We start from the raw sequence: 16,024 nt of genomic DNA, 5'->3' as shown, positions 1-16,024 counted from the left end.
GGTTCTTCGCCCGCTGTAGGAGCGCCCCATGGAGCGACGCGGGTTGGATCACGAACGCCTTGGGATCTTCCGACGATTCCACCACATAATGCGTCCCTACAGGACGCGCCTCCATGACATGTGCCCACCTGGGGTCTGCGACCCCAGGCTTTTATGGGCCGCCCCTACAGGGCGAAAAACGGGCGTGAGGCGACACCACAGACGACTGGCGATGCACAGGCCATGGCGTATGGTCCCACCCACAAGTTGAAAACCTGTGCTACCTCGGCAGATGACCGTTCGCCACGGCCTCGTCCAACATCGCGGACATGCATCGCCACAGCTCTTCCGAGCCCTCCTCGATGTTGCGGTTGCGGGCCACCACGCGGTCGTGCGTGATCCCGTGTTTTTGCCACGAAGTCCCTTCAGTGAGAAGGTTCAGCAGCATCGGTTGGAACCGGTCCACCGCGGAGGCGAACTTCGCTTCCGGCGTTTCCCGGGCTTCGAACTCCTCCCAAATCGCCCGGAACTCCGCTCCTTGGTCCTCCGGTAGCAGACCGAAGATCCGGTCGGCGGCGCGGGCCTCGCGCTCCTTTTGATCCGCGGCACCGGCGGTATCGTAGGCGAAGGTGTCGCCCGCATCGATCTCCACCAGGTCATGCAGGATCACCATCTTCAGCACGCGCGCGACATCGATGTCCGGCACATTCGAATGCTCCGCCAGCGTGATGACCAGCAGCGCGAGATGCCAGGAATGCTCGGCGTCGTTCTCCTGCCGGCGGCTCTGCGAGCACAGGCTCTGGCGGAAGACCTCCTTGAGCTTGTCCGCCTCGATGATGAAGCGGAGCTGGCGGGCGAGACGTTCCGGAGCCTCCATGGCCTCAGCGGCTGATGCCGCGCTGGGAGCTTTCGATGAACTCGATCAGGTGGGCCACCTGCGGATCGGAGGCGGAGTGGGTGGCCTTCAGCGAGCTGAGCGCGATCGAGAAGTTCGCGTCGCGCTTCAGGAACAGCTTCTTGTAAGCGGTCTTCAGCGCCCGGATGGAGTCCTCGGAAAACCCACGGCGTTGCAGGCCCACCAGGTTCAGCCCGCGGGTGGTCGCCGGGTTTCCGTCCACGATCATGAACGGCGGGATGTCCTGCACGATCTTCGAGCAGCCTCCGGTGATCGAGTGGCGGCCGATGCGGCAGAACTGGTGGACGGCGGTGACACCCGAGACGATCGCGTGGTCGTCCACGGTCACGTGGCCGCCGAGCGTGCCGTTGTTGGAAAGGATGATGTTGCTGCCGAGCTGGCAATCGTGCGCCACGTGCGAGTAGCTCAGGAACAGGTTGTCGTTCCCGATCCGGGTCGGCGTGTGGGCGTGGGTGCCGCGGTGGACGGTGCAGTTCTCGCGGAACACGTTGCGGTCGCCGACGATCAGGTAGGTCGGCTCGCCCTCGTACTTCAGGTCCTGGGACTTGCCGCCCACGGCCGCGAACGGGAAGAACTCGTTGCCTTTGCCGATCTTCGAGGTGCCGTGGATGACCACATGCGAGTGGAGCACGCAATCGTCACCGAGCTCGACATGCGCGCCGATGACACAATACGGGCCGACACGAACGTTCGCGCCGAGCTTGGCATCCGGGGAAATGACCGCGGTGGGATGAATCACGCCGGGGATGCCAAACGACCGGAGCACGGAATGCCACTGTTTTTTGCACAAAGGCCGCCCGGGATGGCTCCCGGACGGCCAGGTTCATTGCATGTACCCGGGAAATCCAGGCGATGGGGCGCACGTTCCCCGGAGGGATCCGCGGCCCGGCGGGAAAGGATAACGAGCTGTGGCTGGTTCATGCCGATGGGAGGGAAAGCGGAGAACCTCGTTCCCCGTTCCTCCCCCTGATACCCGCCCCGCTCCGATGCTGACCGGATTTCCACCGGTTCATCCGGGTCTCACTTTTTCTCCGGTGAGGCGGTCGTCTTGTCCTCCACCCTCACCGCGTTGTCATACGGATTGGTGATGAAGATCAGCGTCTTCGCATCCCGCAGCACGTGCTGCTCGACGACCCCGGGCAGCCCCGGCACATCGACCTCCAGCACTCCATCCGTCACGGTCCAATGGGAGCCTTTGAACGACTCGGGGGTCACCACGTTGTCCGAGGCGAGCTGGATCGTGCCATCCGGCATGAAGCTGCGGACGTAGTGCCTGCCCGCGTGGTAGTAGGACCAACTGCCGATGAAATTCGACGGACCCGCGGAGGTCGCCATGCCTTCCTCGAACTGGAGAATGCCTTCGCTGTGAACCGGCCCGGTGATTCCCGCCCCGCGGGCGTAGGGATCGATGGAGGCGCGGATCGTCCAGCGGCCGCGGCGGAAATCGGCGGGCTTCAGGTCGAGGCGATAGACATTGTCGTTCACGTTCCTGAGTTCGCCCGTGCTGCCGGTGTGGAAATCCTTCGCCACCAGCTCGCCATCGCAGAACAGCCCGACATTCCGCACCACGATGGCGTCCTTGCCGTTGATCCACTTGAAGATGGCCCGGTAGCTCGATCCCTTCCAGATCAGGTGGGTGACGTCGATCTCCAGTTGCTTCGGGTCGAAGGAGTCCATGCTCCAGCGGAAATCCCGGGCGGGCAGGCGGCGCACGAATTTCTCGCGGTCCAGGGGAATCGCCTGCACCGGCTCCGCGGAGTCGCTCCCGTGGAGCACCGCCTGGTTCACCATCAGGCGGCGCGGGGCATCGCCGGGGACATTGAGGTCCACCTTGCCATCCAGCACGCCGAGTTCCAGCGAGCCATCGTTACGGGCATCCATCGCGAACTCGGTGCCGAGGTCCACGACGTTCCCCTTGGCATAATCCACTCGGAAGCCCTCCGCGCCTTTCGGCACCGATGCCACCAGCTTCCCGGCATCGAGCTTGCCCGAGGTAGCGTCATTGACGGTGAAATCGGCGGGACCTTCCAGCGTGACCCGCACGCCGCTGCCGTAGGTGACCTCGACCAGACCGGATTGGAACGAAAGGCGTTTGGCGGAACCTCCTCGGCCCAGCAGATCCGGTTCCTGGCCGGACTTCCACTCGACGCCCATCAGGCCGGTGATGCGCGCGGCCGGTGCCGCGGGATCCACCGCCTTGGTCTCCGGCTGGTGGTGGCCCAGCCTCCAACCGATCGCAAAGATCGCGCAGGCCGCGGCCGCCTGGAGAACGATGCCGAACGGGAAGCGGCGGACCGGCCGGGACACGGCCTGCGGTGGTTCGGCCCCGGCGATGGCCTCGGGCATGAGGCCTTCCTGCGACGTCACGGAAAGATAGTAGGCCAGGGCATCGGGCGACTCCAACAGCTCCTCCAGCCGCGCCATTTCGGTGCGGGCGAGAGTCTCGCCGTCCATGAGCCGGTCGACGAGCTGGCGGAGTTCGGGGTTGGGTGAAGGCAGGGTCATTGGAAAGCGGAGAGTTTTTCCTCGATGCAGTGGCGCAGCGCGAGCCGCAGCCGGGAGAGCGCCTTCTGGAGGCGGTTCGGGGCCAGGTTCTGTTCGTGGGCCCGCGCGGTGAGGGAACCGCGATCGAGGTATTTGAGTTTCAGCAGCGCGAAGTCGTCCGGCTTCAGCTTCGACAGGCAGCCCTGGAGGGCGTGGAGGCGGCGGTCCGAATCCACCATCCGCTCCTCGGCGGCACCGGCGATTTTCTGGAGGACGTCCTCGGAAAAGGTCACGAGGCGGTCGCGCTGGGCATCCCGGCGCTGGGCCAGGGTCTTGAAATAGGCGGCCTTGAACACCCAGGCTTTGAGGTTGGAGCCCTCTTTGAACTCCGCCCGCCGCTCCCAGGCGAAGAGCATCGTTTCCTGCACGATGTCCTCGCACAGGTGGGGGTGCGGGAAAATCGAGAGCACGTAGCCGCGCAGGGCCGGACGCATCGCCTCCAGAGCCCGCGTGAACGCGACCTCATCGAGGGTCGGATCAATCTCGGGCTGCGGAACGGGCTCCATCATGGAAACTCATACCCGAATCGGGCAAAAGCTGACACAGGAAATCATTTCCCGGCGTGGGAAGGGGTAGCCGCGCCCGGGAGGGAATTCCATACAGCCCTGAAAGGGCGGCATGTGATAGCCCCGGGCTATCGCATGACGCCCCGTTGGGGCTCTCCCGAGCGCGGCTACACAGGCCTCAGAACTCCCCTCGCAGGCCGACCATCACGCCACGGCCGGCCATCGGCGCGATGTCCTTGAGCACCGAGGTGCTCTGGCGGACTTCCGCGTCGGTGAGGTTCGTGCCCTTCACGTAGAGCGTGGTTTTCACCCCGCCGAGGGCGAGGTCGTAACCGACGCTCGCGTTGACGAGGAAGTAGCCGTCGGTGGGTAGCTCGTAGTTCGCGGTGCGGTTCTGCTCCGCGGCGGCGGTGCCTTCCAGGCGGGCGCTGAATTTCCCGATGTGGTAATCGAGCGCGGCCGTGCCCCGCACCGGCGGCATTTGCGGCAGATCCTCGCCCGTGCGGCGGTCCTGGGCGTGGACGAAGTCGGCCCGCAGGATCAGGTCCAGCTTCTGGGTGTCGCGGTTCATGGCCGCCGGGATCGTCGCCTTCGGATCGGCCATCACCTTGGTGTCGCCCGCTTCCGCCGGAGCGAGCAGGTGGAACACCGCCTCGGCCTCCGCGCCGTAGATGTCGGCATTGATCGCCTGGTAATTGAAGATCGGCAGGAGTTCGACGGGATCGATCGCGCCGGTGGGCTGGAGGCTGATGTAGTCGTTGAAGCGGTAGTAGAACCCGCTGACGCTGCCGGTGACGAAGCCCGCGTTCTTCCGCACGGAGGCATCGAAGGCCAGCGAGTTCTCGGTGCCGAGGTTCGGGTCCCCCACTTCCACCGTGCCGGTGGCGACGTGCGGGCCGTTCGCGAACAACTCGACGTAGGTCGGCGGGCGCTGGGTGTAGGCCACGGAGAAGGTGAGCGCGTAATCGTCGACCGGATTGTAAACGATCCCCGCCGAGGCGCTGAAGGCATCGAAGTCACGGCTCAGGCCGGGCCCGAACTTCGGATCGGCCTCGGTATCGTTCGATTGGTGGTCGTAGCGGGCCGCGAGCTGAAGCCGCACCTTGTCGGTCAGCGGGGTTTCCTCGAAGACGAAGCCGGAGTTCGTGAGGTTCTCGACGTGTGGCAGGAACGCCTCGTCGCCGAGCGCGGAGAAATTGCTGCGCTGGCTTTCGAAACCGAACGCGCCTTCGAAGCCATGGAACTTCTCGTGCAGCAGTTCGGCGCGGGCGTCGAAGCCCTCGATGGTGAACTGGGTGCCGGGTGCGGAGCCCTCGAACTCGGTGTGGTTGTAGTCCGAGTAGCCGAACTTGTAGTTGATCTCCCGGATCCACTCCGCCGGGTGATAGAAGGCCCCACGGAAATCCCAGCGGCGCTGGCGCAGGCCGATGGTGACGTCCGGCTCGGCGACGGTGCCGTAGGTGGAATCGATGCCGGAGTAGGACAGGCCGACGTAGCCATCGTCCCAGATGTAGGAGCTGCCGAGGCCCGCGCCCTTCGAATCGGTGGCGCTGTTCGGCAGGATGCCGTAGGGCTCCGGCGTGCCGGGAGGCAGCGGATTGAGCAGGCGCTCGCGCTCCGAGCGGGCGAAGCCGGGGATGTGGATGTCATCGGTCTGGCGGTCGAAGCCATCGAGATGGAACACGATCGGCCCCGCGCCCCAGGTGATGGCTCCGGAGGAAGACAGCAGCTCATCCGCGGAACCCGCGCCGAGGTCGAATTTCCCCTGCGGCCAGGTGCCGGTGAACTTCTCGGTGGGAATGCGGTCGTCGATCACATTGACCACGCCGCCCACGGTGTTCGGACCATAGAGCAGCGAGGCCGGGCCGCGTAGCACCTCCACGGACTTGATGGTGAGCGGATCGGAAGCCACGGCGTGGTCCGGGCTCACGTTCGAGACATCGAGCACCGAGGTGCCGTTCTGCAGGACGCGCACGCGGTCGTCGCCGAGGCCGCGGATGATCGGGCGGCTCGCTCCCGGGCCAAAGTAGGTGGAGCTCACGCCTGGCTCGTTGTTGAGCGTTTCACCGAGCGTCGGCTGGAGCTTCATTTGCAGGTCCTGGTCCTTGAGCACGGTCGCGGGCTGGAGCTGGTCGAACAGCGTCTGGCCGGAGCGGTTGCCAGTGACGACCATGTCGTCGAGATTGGTGGTGGCCTCGGGCTTCTTGGGAGCCGCGGCGTCCTCCGCCCGCACGACCGGCGTGAGGGAGGCGAGGAAGGTGAGACTGGTGATAATGGAACGGGAAAATGGTTTCATGTTGGTATGTGGGCACGGCGGCGCCTTGAGAAAGGAATCGCGGGAAACGCGAAAACGCGGACAGGTGGACACGCGCCGCCGTGGCGTCGTGCTGTCGCTTGGGAACGTCGGACGGGATTCGCCCGTGCCTAAGGTGCCCGTGGCGGAGACTGGGCCAGGACGCCCCCCAGCAGATGGGTGGCCGTCACCGCCGCCAATCCAGCGGGCGGCAGGACCTCAGGCAAAGCCAGGGCCGGGGCCGGGAGCGGGGCCGACAACGGCGGCGGCACTCCATCGAGCGCGCCACTGTTGAAAAGCGTGACCTCGCAATGGTGGTCCGCGTGATCCGCATCGACGTGCAGATCGTGGTGCAGCCCGCCCGAGACGGACATCACCAGCATCAACGCGAACTGCACCAGCAGGATGCCGGCGACGGCACCCTTCAGCAGCTTGCGAACGCGGAGCATTTCCACGCCGCGAGCCTGCCCATTGATGCAATAAACATGCAAGAGCAAATCATCGCCATCCGCATCACGACGAGCGGACGAGGGCGATGACAATCACCTCGACCCAGAGCAACCCGAGCCAGAAGGCGAGTTGGAACCCGATGCGCGGCGGGCGCGGCACCATGAGGAAGGGCAGCCGGAAAGAAGGAATGACGACCATGTCCCGAGCGTGCCACGGAGGCGCGGAATCGTCTGACGGCGGCTTGTGATGGATTCGCGGTCGATTGCGGGATTTTGTTCTTTGCTGGATCGCCGCGAGGTGGTGAGAAATGCGACGATGACGTGCGTGTGGTTACTGGCGAGCGGGGCGACGAACGTGTCGCCGTTGTTCGCGCTGCTGAGCCTGGTGTTGATCCTGGCCGTGCTGGTGTCGCTGGTGCTGGTGAAGTTCCGCCAGAGCCTGCTGGTCGGCTACCTGCTGTGCGGGGTGGTGATCGCAAACTGTGGGCTGCTGCCCTTCGTGGGTGGCGAGGAGAGCGACGCGGTCATTTCCCACCTCGCGGAGATCGGGGTGATCCTGCTGATGTTCACGCTGGGGATCGAGTTCTCGCTGGGCGAGCTCGGCCACCTGTGGCGGAAGGCGCTGGCGGGCGGCGGCATCCAGGTCGGCCTGACCGGCGTGGTGGCGGGCGGAGCGGCGTATTTCCTCGGGTTCCCGGCGGCGGAGGCCGCGGTGCTGGCGGTGGCGGTTTCGCTGAGTTCCACCGCGGTGGCGATGAAATCCTTCCAAGACCTCGGCCAACCGAACAACCCAGGCGCGCGCGTGGCACTGGCGATCGCGCTGTTCCAGGACCTGCTGGTGATCCTCTTCATCCTGATCCTGCCTTCCATCTACGGCAAAGGCGGCGGCTCGGTATTCGGCGGGGTCATGCTCGCCATTGGCAAGGGCGTGTTGTTCCTCGGCGGTGCGCTGCTGCTGGGCCGCTACGGCATCACTCCCCTCCTCCACGCCGTGGCGCGCACGCGCAGCCGCGAGCTGTTTACTCTGACGGTGGTGGCGCTGTGCTGCGGGGTCGCGATGGCCGGCGGCGCACTCGACCTTTCGCTGGCGCTGGGTGCCTTCGCCGCGGGTCTGGTGGTGAGCGAGTCGATCTACAGCCACCGCATCATGGCGGACATCCTGCCGTTCAAGGATCTCTTCCTCGCGCTGTTCTTCATTTCGGTGGGTCTCCAGATCGACCTCCAGGCCATCGCGGCGCATTGGCCGCAGGTGCTTGGCGGCTGCCTCGCGATCCTGACGCTGAAGGGCGGGGTCGCCTTCGTGGCGGCGCGGGTGCTGAAACTTCCGCCCCGCCCGGCCCTGCTGGCCGCCGCCTCGCTGGCGAGCACGGGGGAATTCTCGCTGGTGCTGATGCAGAAGGCATCCTACCTGCGCGCCTTCGATCCCGCCACGGTGCAGCTTCTGCTGATCTGCTCGGCGGTGACGATGGGTCTCGTCCCGGGCCTGATGCGCCTCAGCGGGCCGGTCGGCCGGAAGATGGAACTGCTCGGGTGGTTCAAGTCGAAGAAGCCGCTGCCGGAGTCGCTCGCCCCTTCGAAGGCGCTCAAGGAAATCGGCGACCACGCGGTAATCATCGGCTACGGACCGGTGGGCCGGGCCTTGAACGAGGCGCTCAAACGCTGCGGCGTGGACACGCTGGTGGTGGAACTGAATTCCGACACCGTTCGAGACCTGAAGAAGCAGGGCCAGCTCGTGCTCTTCGCCGATGCCACCCATCCGGAAGCGCTCGACCTCGCGGGGATCGGCCGGGCCCGTCTGGTGGCATTCACCTTCCCGAACACCGCCGCCACCTGCGTGGCCGTGCCCTTGGTCCGCGAGCGCAATCCCGGCGTGGTCATCTTCGGCCGCGCGAAGTTCCCGGAGGAAGTCGAACGCCTGCGCGAGCGCGAGGTGATCGTGATCCACGACGAACGCGAGAGCGCGATCGCGATGGTGCGCTCGGCGATGAGCTCCTACCTGCGCGCCGACATCATCCCCGAGGAAGTCGTGGGCGATGTGATGGACGCGGAGTGAGGTTTCACCACGGCAGCCGGATCGGCTTCACCTCCGCTTTCAATGCGGCGGGCGGGCCGCTGACCGTGCGGGTGGCCGCATCGAACAGATACGGCTCGCCACCGAGCGGATCACGGGTCGCGCCCGCGAGCGGGCCGGAGGCCAATGTGGCGCCCTGCTTCTCCGACTCCAACAACTCCAGGGCGGCTTGATATTGATCGAGCGTCGAAGCGGCGCGCACGTAGCCCTTCGCCCACGCGCGGCTGCCGATCCACAGCATGTTCAGGATCTCGCGGCTGCGCTTGGAAAGGTGTTCGCCGCGTGGTTCGCCCAAACCAGGATCCGTCAGGAATTCCGCCATGCCCAATCCGGACATGCGGGTGATCATGGTATTGAAACAGGAGGTTTGGTAGCGGGCGAGCGCCTCGGCATCGGGCGGATTGTCAGGATGTTTCGGGCGGAGAATGCCGGGCAACAAGTAGTAGCGGGCCGTCGTTTCCCATTCGCCGCGCATCACCTTGGCAAAGGGAGCGGGACCGTAGGAGCGATGCACCAGCGCTGTTTTCCATTTCGGCAAATCGGCGTCCCGTCCGAATGCGGGCAGCAGGGAATCGAACACCGCATGCCGGACGCTGAGGTCGATCAGGATGGTGACGGTTTCCCCGAGCAAATTGGGCGTTTCGACCTCGCGGAAATGGGAGCCCAGGTTCTGCGTGGCGTTAATGAGCCGGAGCACCTCGGGCTCGTCCTTCGCCTCGGCGGCCAGGCGAGCCTTCATTAGCAAAATGTCCGCCGAGGTCTTCGCCGCACGCGCCCCGATGAAACCGCCGTAGTCCCGCGGCATCCGATCGGACGAACGGGTTTTCAACGCTGCGATGCGCTCGATCCGCGCCACCACTTCGGCGTTTTCCTCCAATAGGCGCTTGGCCTGGGCGGCGTCCCAAGGAATCGAGGGGTCGTTCAGGAGCTTCCGAAGCTCCGGACTGACCGGCGGTCCGGTGCGGTGGGGCGCGCCGGACAATTGGTGGAGAAGCAGGAAGCCGTTCTCGTCATCCGGCACGGGATGCGATTCCCCCTTCATCGCCGGAAACTCGGCATAGAGTTTCGCGAGCATCTCCTCGGTGGCCTGCCGGGTTTGCTCGCGGACCACCTCGTCCGGCATGTCGTAGGTCCATGGCTTTTTGTAAGCCACCGCTTTAAAGAAATCCTGCTTGGCTCTTATCTCGTTCGGAACCGAGGTGGCCTTGTTCCATGCCCAGGCGCCAGCGGCACCGGTCGCCAACATCGGCACCATGCAAATCAGAAACGCGCGGGACGGACGGTATCTCATTTGCCGGATGGGATTATCAGCAAATGGGAATGATCACAAGAAGGTAGTGGATGACGGCCGGGCGGGCCTTCTTATGTGGAGTGCGGCGAGCAATCGCCGCTTTTGGTGCAGGAGAGAATCGACGGGAATACGATTGCATCCTGCCGACAAAACATGAGCCGGCGTTGAGGTTGCCTTGGGACGTGGGAGTTGCACCCTCAAGTGCAGGTTTTCATTCCGGCGATGACTCGCCTCCGCTCAAAGCGGCGATTGCTCGCCGCACTCCATATGAAGAACAGATCGATTCTTCTCAACGCGCCGGCAGCACGTCCGCGGGTTTCGCGGTCCACGGGGCGATGGGCCGGGCGCGGTCGTTGAGAAACTTTCCGAGCGGATCGCCGGGGAGGGCCTTGAGACCGGCGATGACGCACTCGGCGTTCACCACCGCGCCGTCCCAACCGGTGTGCAGGCTCTCCTTCGGTGCGGGCACGAAGAACGTTTCGACCTTCGCTTTTCCCAGTACCTGATACCGAGCGGAAATGGTCTCGTTGAGCGGCAGGTAGAGCGTGTTGGTGTTCTTCGCGACCTCCGCGGCCCAGGTGGCGTAGGAACCGCCACTCTTGAAAGTGCCATCGGGGTTCCACGCTTCACGTGCGGTGAAGGAGCAGATGACCGAGGTCGCTCCCTGGGCCTTCGCCTCGTCGACGTATTGCTTCAGATACCAGCCGAAGGTGTGCACGACCTCTTTCGTGCCGGGAGTGGTTTCCACCTCGCGGGTTTCCTCGCCGCTGCCATTGAGAGAGCCTCGACCCTGCGGATAGACACCCTCGGGGCGGCCACCGTCGTTGTGGCCGAACTGGATCATGACGAAGTCCCCCTTCTTGATCGAGGGCTTCATCTCCTTCCAGTTCGCGTTGTAGAAGCTGCGGCTGCTGGTGCCGCCCAGGGCGCGGTTGACGAGATTGACCCGGGTGAGATCGATGAAGGCGGCGATCGGTCCGCCCCAACCCCACTGGCCTTCCGGGCCGTTGTCGCCGCCCGATCCATTGCGCACCGTGGAATCGCCAATGAGCCACAGCGTGGGCAGATCGGCCTTCGTGGGCACGGGCGGGACGTAACGCCCCTTCCCCTCCCCGCGCTGAGTCTGGACCGGGATGTCCTTGATCTGAAGCGTTGGCGAAACGCTCTTCGGAACCTGGGCTCCGGCGCTTGCGGACAGGGAGAGAGCGGCGATCCAAGTCAGGGGCAGCAGGCGGCGGGAGGTTTTCATCGGGGCAACGGGATGGATCACGATCCTATCGAAAATCCCCGTGGGTCTGGCAAGGCGCGGGTGCCTCCGGACGTGCCATTGTCGCAAGCTGGGGGCATTTGCTTTCACGTCGGCCGATTTCGACAGGATTAACAGAATTTTCAGAATTTACAAAATGGAGGTGAGAATAGCGCTCCTAAGAATCCACTCCGTTCCCTCGCCTCCTGTTAATTTTGTATAATTCTGTTAATTCTGTCTGAGATGGCCCGGACTCCTCAAGGAGCCGTTCTCTCAGGCGGACGCTCACGACTCGATCCGCGACACCTCCACCGTCACTTCCATGTGGCAATGGCCGTGGCCGTGGTAGCTGCCTTTGACCGGCGCGACATCGTCGTAGTCGCGGCCCACGGCGATCTTCACGTAACGCGCGTCCGCAAGCGTGCCATTGGTGGGGTCGAAGCCGATCCAACCCGCGCCGGGCAGATAGACCTCGCACCAAGCGTGGGACGCCTGCGCGCCCACCAGCCGGTCGCGCGGACCGTTGTAAAGGTAACCCGAGGCGTAACGAGCGCCGATGCCAACCGCTCGGCACAGCCCGATCATGACGTGGGTGTAATCCTGGCACACGCCGCGGCGCAGCTCGAAGGCCTCCTCCATGTGGGTGTGCACATGGGTGCTGCCGGATTCGTAGGAGAAGGTGGCGTGGATCCAGTGGAGGATCGCCAGCGCCTGCTCATACACGGAGACGTGGCCGCGGGTCAGATCGACCGCCTGCCGCCACACGTCCGGGGTTTTCGAGATCAGGTGGCTTTCCTGCAGGAACGGCCAGATGCGCTCGCGGATCGAGCAGTCCTTGCAATCGTCGAGGGTCGAAACCTTGGCGTCGGAGGAAATCTCCAGCGGCAGGTTGCGGACCTTGATGCGGCTCTCGATCTCCAGCTTCGCGTGTGGCTGCGGCAGTTCGAAGTGGTGGGTGATGTTCTGGAACAGGTCGGTGAAGCGCCGCACGCGGGTGGCGGGCAGCACTTTCACCAGGGCACCGAGCGTTTGTTGGAACGGAAACGTGCGCGGCTCCAGGTGCAGCGTGTTCACGCTGTCGATCACCGGTGATCCGTAATAGAACACCGTGCGGTGCACCACCGCGAGTTTCATCCCGCAGGCCAAGGACGCCGGTTCGGGGGCCTCGGCCGGTTCCTCCGTGCTCACTGCTGTTGCTGTTGTTCCATTTGCCATGCCAGCGCGGTGGAGGTCGGCGTGAAGGAGTCCGACGGCCGGGACTGTACCCGCTCCGGCATCAGCACGTAGGTTTCGAAGATCTCCCCGCCGATGGCGTTGAACCGCTCCTGGAGGCTGTCGAGGTATTCATGCAGGCCCATGTCGAACACCTCGCCGGCGGAGGCGAAGCTGAGGTGGGAGAACAAGCGGCCGGCCTCACGCTCCGCCTCGCAGGAGAAGGTACCGCGCGGGGTGTTGGAGATGCGGTGCAGGCTCTGGTCGATCCGGTTCAGGCAGAACCGCACCGAGCGCGGGAAGTCGTGGGAGAAGATCAGGAACTTCACCACGTTCTCCGGCGTGAGATCGCCCTGGTATTCCGCGCGAAAGGCCCCCATCGCGCCGCACGAGCGGAGGATGGCGCTCCAGTGGAGGACGCCCGGCGAACCGGTCTCGCCGGCATCCACGCCGGCGGGCAGGTAGTTCGCGATGTCCAGGAAACGGGTGGTCTTGTCCGCGCGCTCCAGGTAGCGGCCCAGGTCCATGAATTCCCACGCCTCGTTGCGGGCGGTGGTGGACGCGGCGATGCCGTGGAAGGCGAGCGCCGCGCGACGGATCAACGCGTAGAACTTCGTGGGATCGTTCTGCGCCACGAACGAGGCCTCGTCCGATTGCAGGTAGAGGTGCAGGGCATTGATCTCCTCCCACAGCTCGTCCGCGAGCTGGTCACGGATGGTGCGGGCGTTCTCGCGGGCGAGCGCGATGCAGGAGACGATGCTGTTCGGGTTCCGGCGGTCATCGGTCAGGAACCGGATCACCTCGGCGCTGCCGGCCTTTTCGTAGAGCTTGTCGAAGGTCTCCTCATCCCCGGTGCTGAGGATGATCGGCCGCCAGAACGCGCGGAGGCGTTCGCTGTCGAGACTTTCGAAATCGAGGAGGAGCTGCTGGTTGACATCGATGAGGCGGGCGAGGTTATCGGCGCGTTCGACGTTGCGAACCATCCAGTAGAGCGTGTTTGCGACTCGGGAGAGCATGGCGGGAAATCAGTGACGGAGTACCCAGGTGTCTTTGCTGCCTCCGCCTTGCGAGGAATTGACGACCAGCGAGCCCTTGGTCAAGGCCACACGGGTCAGCCCGCCGGGGACGATCTTGATGTCGCGACCGTAGATGATGTACGGGCGCAGGTCCAGGTGGCGCCCTTCCATCGCGCCCTCGCACCACGTGGGGCTGCGGGACAGGGAAACCACCGGCTGGGCGATGTAGTTGCGCGGATCGGCGATGATCCGCTCGCGGAAGGCCGCGATTTCCTCCTTGGTGGCCTGCGGTCCCATCAGCATGCCGTAGCCGCCGGACTCGTTCGCCGCCTTCACCACCAGCTCCGGGAGGTGGTCGAGGATGTATTTCAGATCCTCCTCCTCGGATGCCAGATAGGTCGGCACGTTCGGGAGGATCGGCTCCTGGCCGAGATAGTATTCGATGATCTTCGGGACAAAGTAGTAGATCACCTTGTCATCCGCCACCCCGGTGCCGATCGCGTTGGCGAGCGAGACGTTGCCCGCCCGGTAGGCGTTCATCAGGCCCGGCACGCCGAGCACGGAGTCCTTCCGGAACACGGTGGGGTCGAGGAAATCGTCGTCGATGCGGCGGTAGATCGTGTCCACCCGGACCAGACCGTGGGTGGTCCGCATGTAGACCACGTTGTCGATCACCACCAGGTCGCGGCCTTCCACGATCTCGATGCCCATCTCGCGGGCCAGGTAGCAGTGTTCGAAGTAGGCGCTGTTGTGGCAGCCGGGGGTGAGCAGCACGCAGACCGGGTCATCGGTGCGGCGCGGCGCGATGTGGTGGAGCATGTCCAGCAGGTCGCGCGGATAGGAACTCACCGAGCGGACGCCGAGGCTATCGAAGAGCCCGGGGAACGCCCGCTTCAGGGCATTGCGGTTCTCCAACAGGTAGGAGGCCCCCGACGGGCAGCGGCCGTTGTCCTCGAGGACGTAATAGACCCCGTCGCCACCGCGGATCAGGTCGCTGCCGCAGATGTGGATGTAGATGTCCCCGGGCACGTTCACGCCGCGGAATTCCGGGCGGTAGTGCTTCGCGTTCTCGATGTAGTGGCGGGGAATCACGCCGTCCCGGAGGATATTCTGGTCGTGATAGATGTCGTGGAGGAAGAGGTTCAGCGCCAGCAGCCGCTGGGTCAGGCCCGCCTCCAGGTGCTCCCACTCGTCGGCCGGGATCACCCGCGGCACGGGGTCGAACGGGAAGATCCGCTCGGTCCCGCGGTTGTCATGATAGACATTGAAGGTGATGCCCTGCCGCAAGAAGTAGAGTTCACAGGTCGCCTTGCGGGACAAAAAGTCACGTTCGGATAGGCCGTTGAATCGCTCGTAGAGCGGTCCGCAGTGGTCCCGGACGGTGCCGGTGGCGGAGAACATTTCGTCGTAGAATTTTTCCGGAGCGTAGCCCTCAAACATGATGATAGGGGTTTCATCGTCCAAATAGCAGCCGCCGGGCCAAGTTTCAACATCGGTCGATCAACGGGCCGCATGACTCCTCCGGAACCCCATGCGCGGCGGACATGAACGGCGCTTTTTTCGCGAATTATTGCGACTCATTCGCAAATCCGAAATTTGCAATTTTTGGGCTTCATCCGATGCTGCCGCGGGTGCATCCATGCGTGTCCCCGCCTTAAAGCCGCCGGTGTCCACGACAATTTTCAAACTGTCGAGTCTCCCCTTGTCAGCTCATACGCGGGAACCTATCAAACCTGTCGTCCGCCATTACGTTTTCCGTCCACCCATGAACGTCCTCTCACGCAGCCTGTGTTCCTTCTGGAGCTCCTCGATCGGCAAGAAGCTCATCGTCGCCCTCACCGGACTGGTTCTGGTGCTTTTCCTCGCGGGACACCTGGCGGGCAACCTGGTGGTCTTCCTCGGCCGTGAGCCGTTCAACGACTACGCGCAGTTCCTCCACCACTTCCTCCATGGCGCGGGTGTCTGGGTCGCCCGCCTGAGCCTGCTCACCGCGGTGGTTCTCCACGTCTGGGCCACGATCCTGCTGACGAAGGAGAACAAGGCCGCCCGCGAACCCTACGCCTACGAGGCCACCGTGCAGGCCTCGAAGTCCTCGCGGATCATGATCTGGACCGGCCTCACGATCCTCGCGTTCGTGGTCTATCACCTCCTCCACTTCACCGCCCACGTCGGCAACACCTACGGCACGTATGTCGACCAGGCCTATCTCGCCAAGCACGGCGAGACCCGCATGGACGCCTGGAAAATGGTGATCGACGGTTTCTCGGTCTGGTATGTGGTGCTCTTCTACGTCGTCGCCATGACGATGCTCTGCTCGCACCTTTCCCACGGCGTGGCCTCGATGTTCCAGACGCTGGGCCTGCGCTCCCGCAAGTCGAAGGGCCTCATCTGCGCGATCAGCAAGGGCTACGCGGCGCTGATCTGGCTCGGCTTCATCTCCATCCCGCTCGCGATCCTGATCTTCCGCTTCGGTCGCTGAATCATCCCCACCCTTCCAACTT

At 64.4% G+C, this 16,024-nt stretch carries 14 protein-coding genes; 2 read left to right on the top strand and 12 right to left on the bottom strand.

What is annotated here, in order from left to right; genetic code table 11:
- Positions 1-259: 259 nt before the first annotated feature.
- The 7 genes from llg_RS17865 to llg_RS17835 all read right to left on the bottom strand — a co-directional run bounded on the left by llg_RS17865 (position 260) and on the right by llg_RS17835 (position 6,886).
- Positions 260-856 (bottom strand): HD domain-containing protein, encoded by a 597-nt coding sequence (locus tag llg_RS17865; protein ID WP_338286184.1) that lies wholly within the window; start codon positions 854-856, stop codon positions 260-262.
- A gap of 4 nt (positions 857-860) precedes the next feature.
- Complete coding sequence (gene lpxA, locus llg_RS17860; protein WP_345789206.1) at positions 861-1,634, bottom strand: acyl-ACP--UDP-N-acetylglucosamine O-acyltransferase; 774 nt, start codon at positions 1,632-1,634, stop codon at positions 861-863.
- Between the two features lie 281 nt (positions 1,635-1,915).
- Positions 1,916-3,400: a FecR domain-containing protein gene (locus tag llg_RS17855; protein ID WP_338286180.1), complete on the bottom strand. Its 1,485-nt coding sequence runs from the start codon at positions 3,398-3,400 to the stop codon at positions 1,916-1,918.
- Positions 3,397-3,948 carry a sigma-70 family RNA polymerase sigma factor gene (locus llg_RS17850; protein ID WP_338286178.1) on the bottom strand — a complete coding sequence of 184 codons (552 nt, stop codon included), beginning with the start codon at positions 3,946-3,948 and terminating at the stop codon, positions 3,397-3,399. Before llg_RS17850 ends, llg_RS17855 begins: the two co-directional genes overlap by 4 nt.
- Positions 3,949-4,123: 175 nt before the next feature.
- Complete coding sequence (locus tag llg_RS17845; RefSeq protein WP_338286177.1) at positions 4,124-6,241, bottom strand: TonB-dependent receptor; 2,118 nt, start codon at positions 6,239-6,241, stop codon at positions 4,124-4,126.
- 128 nt (positions 6,242-6,369) lie between these two features.
- The gene (locus llg_RS17840) at positions 6,370-6,687 is read right to left on the bottom strand and encodes a hypothetical protein (RefSeq protein ID WP_338286175.1); all 318 of its coding nucleotides are present in this window, start codon (positions 6,685-6,687) and stop codon (positions 6,370-6,372) included.
- A 64-nt stretch (positions 6,688-6,751) separates the two neighbouring features.
- Positions 6,752-6,886 carry a hypothetical protein gene (locus tag llg_RS17835; RefSeq protein ID WP_338286174.1) on the bottom strand — a complete coding sequence of 45 codons (135 nt, stop codon included), beginning with the start codon at positions 6,884-6,886 and terminating at the stop codon, positions 6,752-6,754.
- Positions 6,887-7,003: 117 nt separating this feature from the next.
- Here llg_RS17835 and llg_RS17830 point away from each other — a divergent pair, with 117 nt between their 5' ends.
- Positions 7,004-8,740 (top strand): cation:proton antiporter, encoded by a 1,737-nt coding sequence (locus llg_RS17830; RefSeq protein ID WP_338286173.1) that lies wholly within the window; start codon positions 7,004-7,006, stop codon positions 8,738-8,740.
- A 4-nt stretch (positions 8,741-8,744) separates the two neighbouring features.
- Here the strand turns inward: llg_RS17830 and llg_RS17825 are convergent, their stop codons facing one another.
- From llg_RS17825 to llg_RS17805, 5 genes are all read right to left on the bottom strand, one after another.
- Positions 8,745-10,049: a hypothetical protein gene (locus llg_RS17825; protein ID WP_338286171.1), complete on the bottom strand. Its 1,305-nt coding sequence runs from the start codon at positions 10,047-10,049 to the stop codon at positions 8,745-8,747.
- A 289-nt stretch (positions 10,050-10,338) separates the two neighbouring features.
- Positions 10,339-11,298 (bottom strand): rhamnogalacturonan acetylesterase, encoded by a 960-nt coding sequence (locus llg_RS17820; RefSeq protein ID WP_338286170.1) that lies wholly within the window; start codon positions 11,296-11,298, stop codon positions 10,339-10,341.
- 282 nt (positions 11,299-11,580) lie between these two features.
- Positions 11,581-12,483 (bottom strand): transglutaminase family protein, encoded by a 903-nt coding sequence (locus llg_RS17815; RefSeq protein WP_338286168.1) that lies wholly within the window; start codon positions 12,481-12,483, stop codon positions 11,581-11,583.
- Positions 12,480-13,523 carry an alpha-E domain-containing protein gene (locus tag llg_RS17810; RefSeq protein WP_338286167.1) on the bottom strand — a complete coding sequence of 348 codons (1,044 nt, stop codon included), beginning with the start codon at positions 13,521-13,523 and terminating at the stop codon, positions 12,480-12,482. The genes llg_RS17815 and llg_RS17810 overlap by 4 nt, the downstream gene beginning before the upstream one ends.
- Before the next feature lie 9 nt (positions 13,524-13,532).
- Positions 13,533-14,963, bottom strand: a complete 1,431-nt coding sequence (locus llg_RS17805; protein WP_338286166.1) for a circularly permuted type 2 ATP-grasp protein — start codon at positions 14,961-14,963, stop codon at positions 13,533-13,535.
- Positions 14,964-15,288: 325 nt separating this feature from the next.
- Here llg_RS17805 and llg_RS17800 point away from each other — a divergent pair, with 325 nt between their 5' ends.
- Positions 15,289-16,002, top strand: coding sequence for a succinate dehydrogenase cytochrome b subunit (locus llg_RS17800; RefSeq protein WP_338286165.1), 714 nt, complete (start codon positions 15,289-15,291; stop codon positions 16,000-16,002).
- Positions 16,003-16,024: the final 22 nt, after the last annotated feature.

This window comes from Luteolibacter sp. LG18 (assembly GCF_036322585.1).
Classification (GTDB): Bacteria; Verrucomicrobiota; Verrucomicrobiia; order Verrucomicrobiales; family Akkermansiaceae; genus Luteolibacter.
This window is presented reverse-complemented; position numbering and strand designations above follow the sequence as displayed.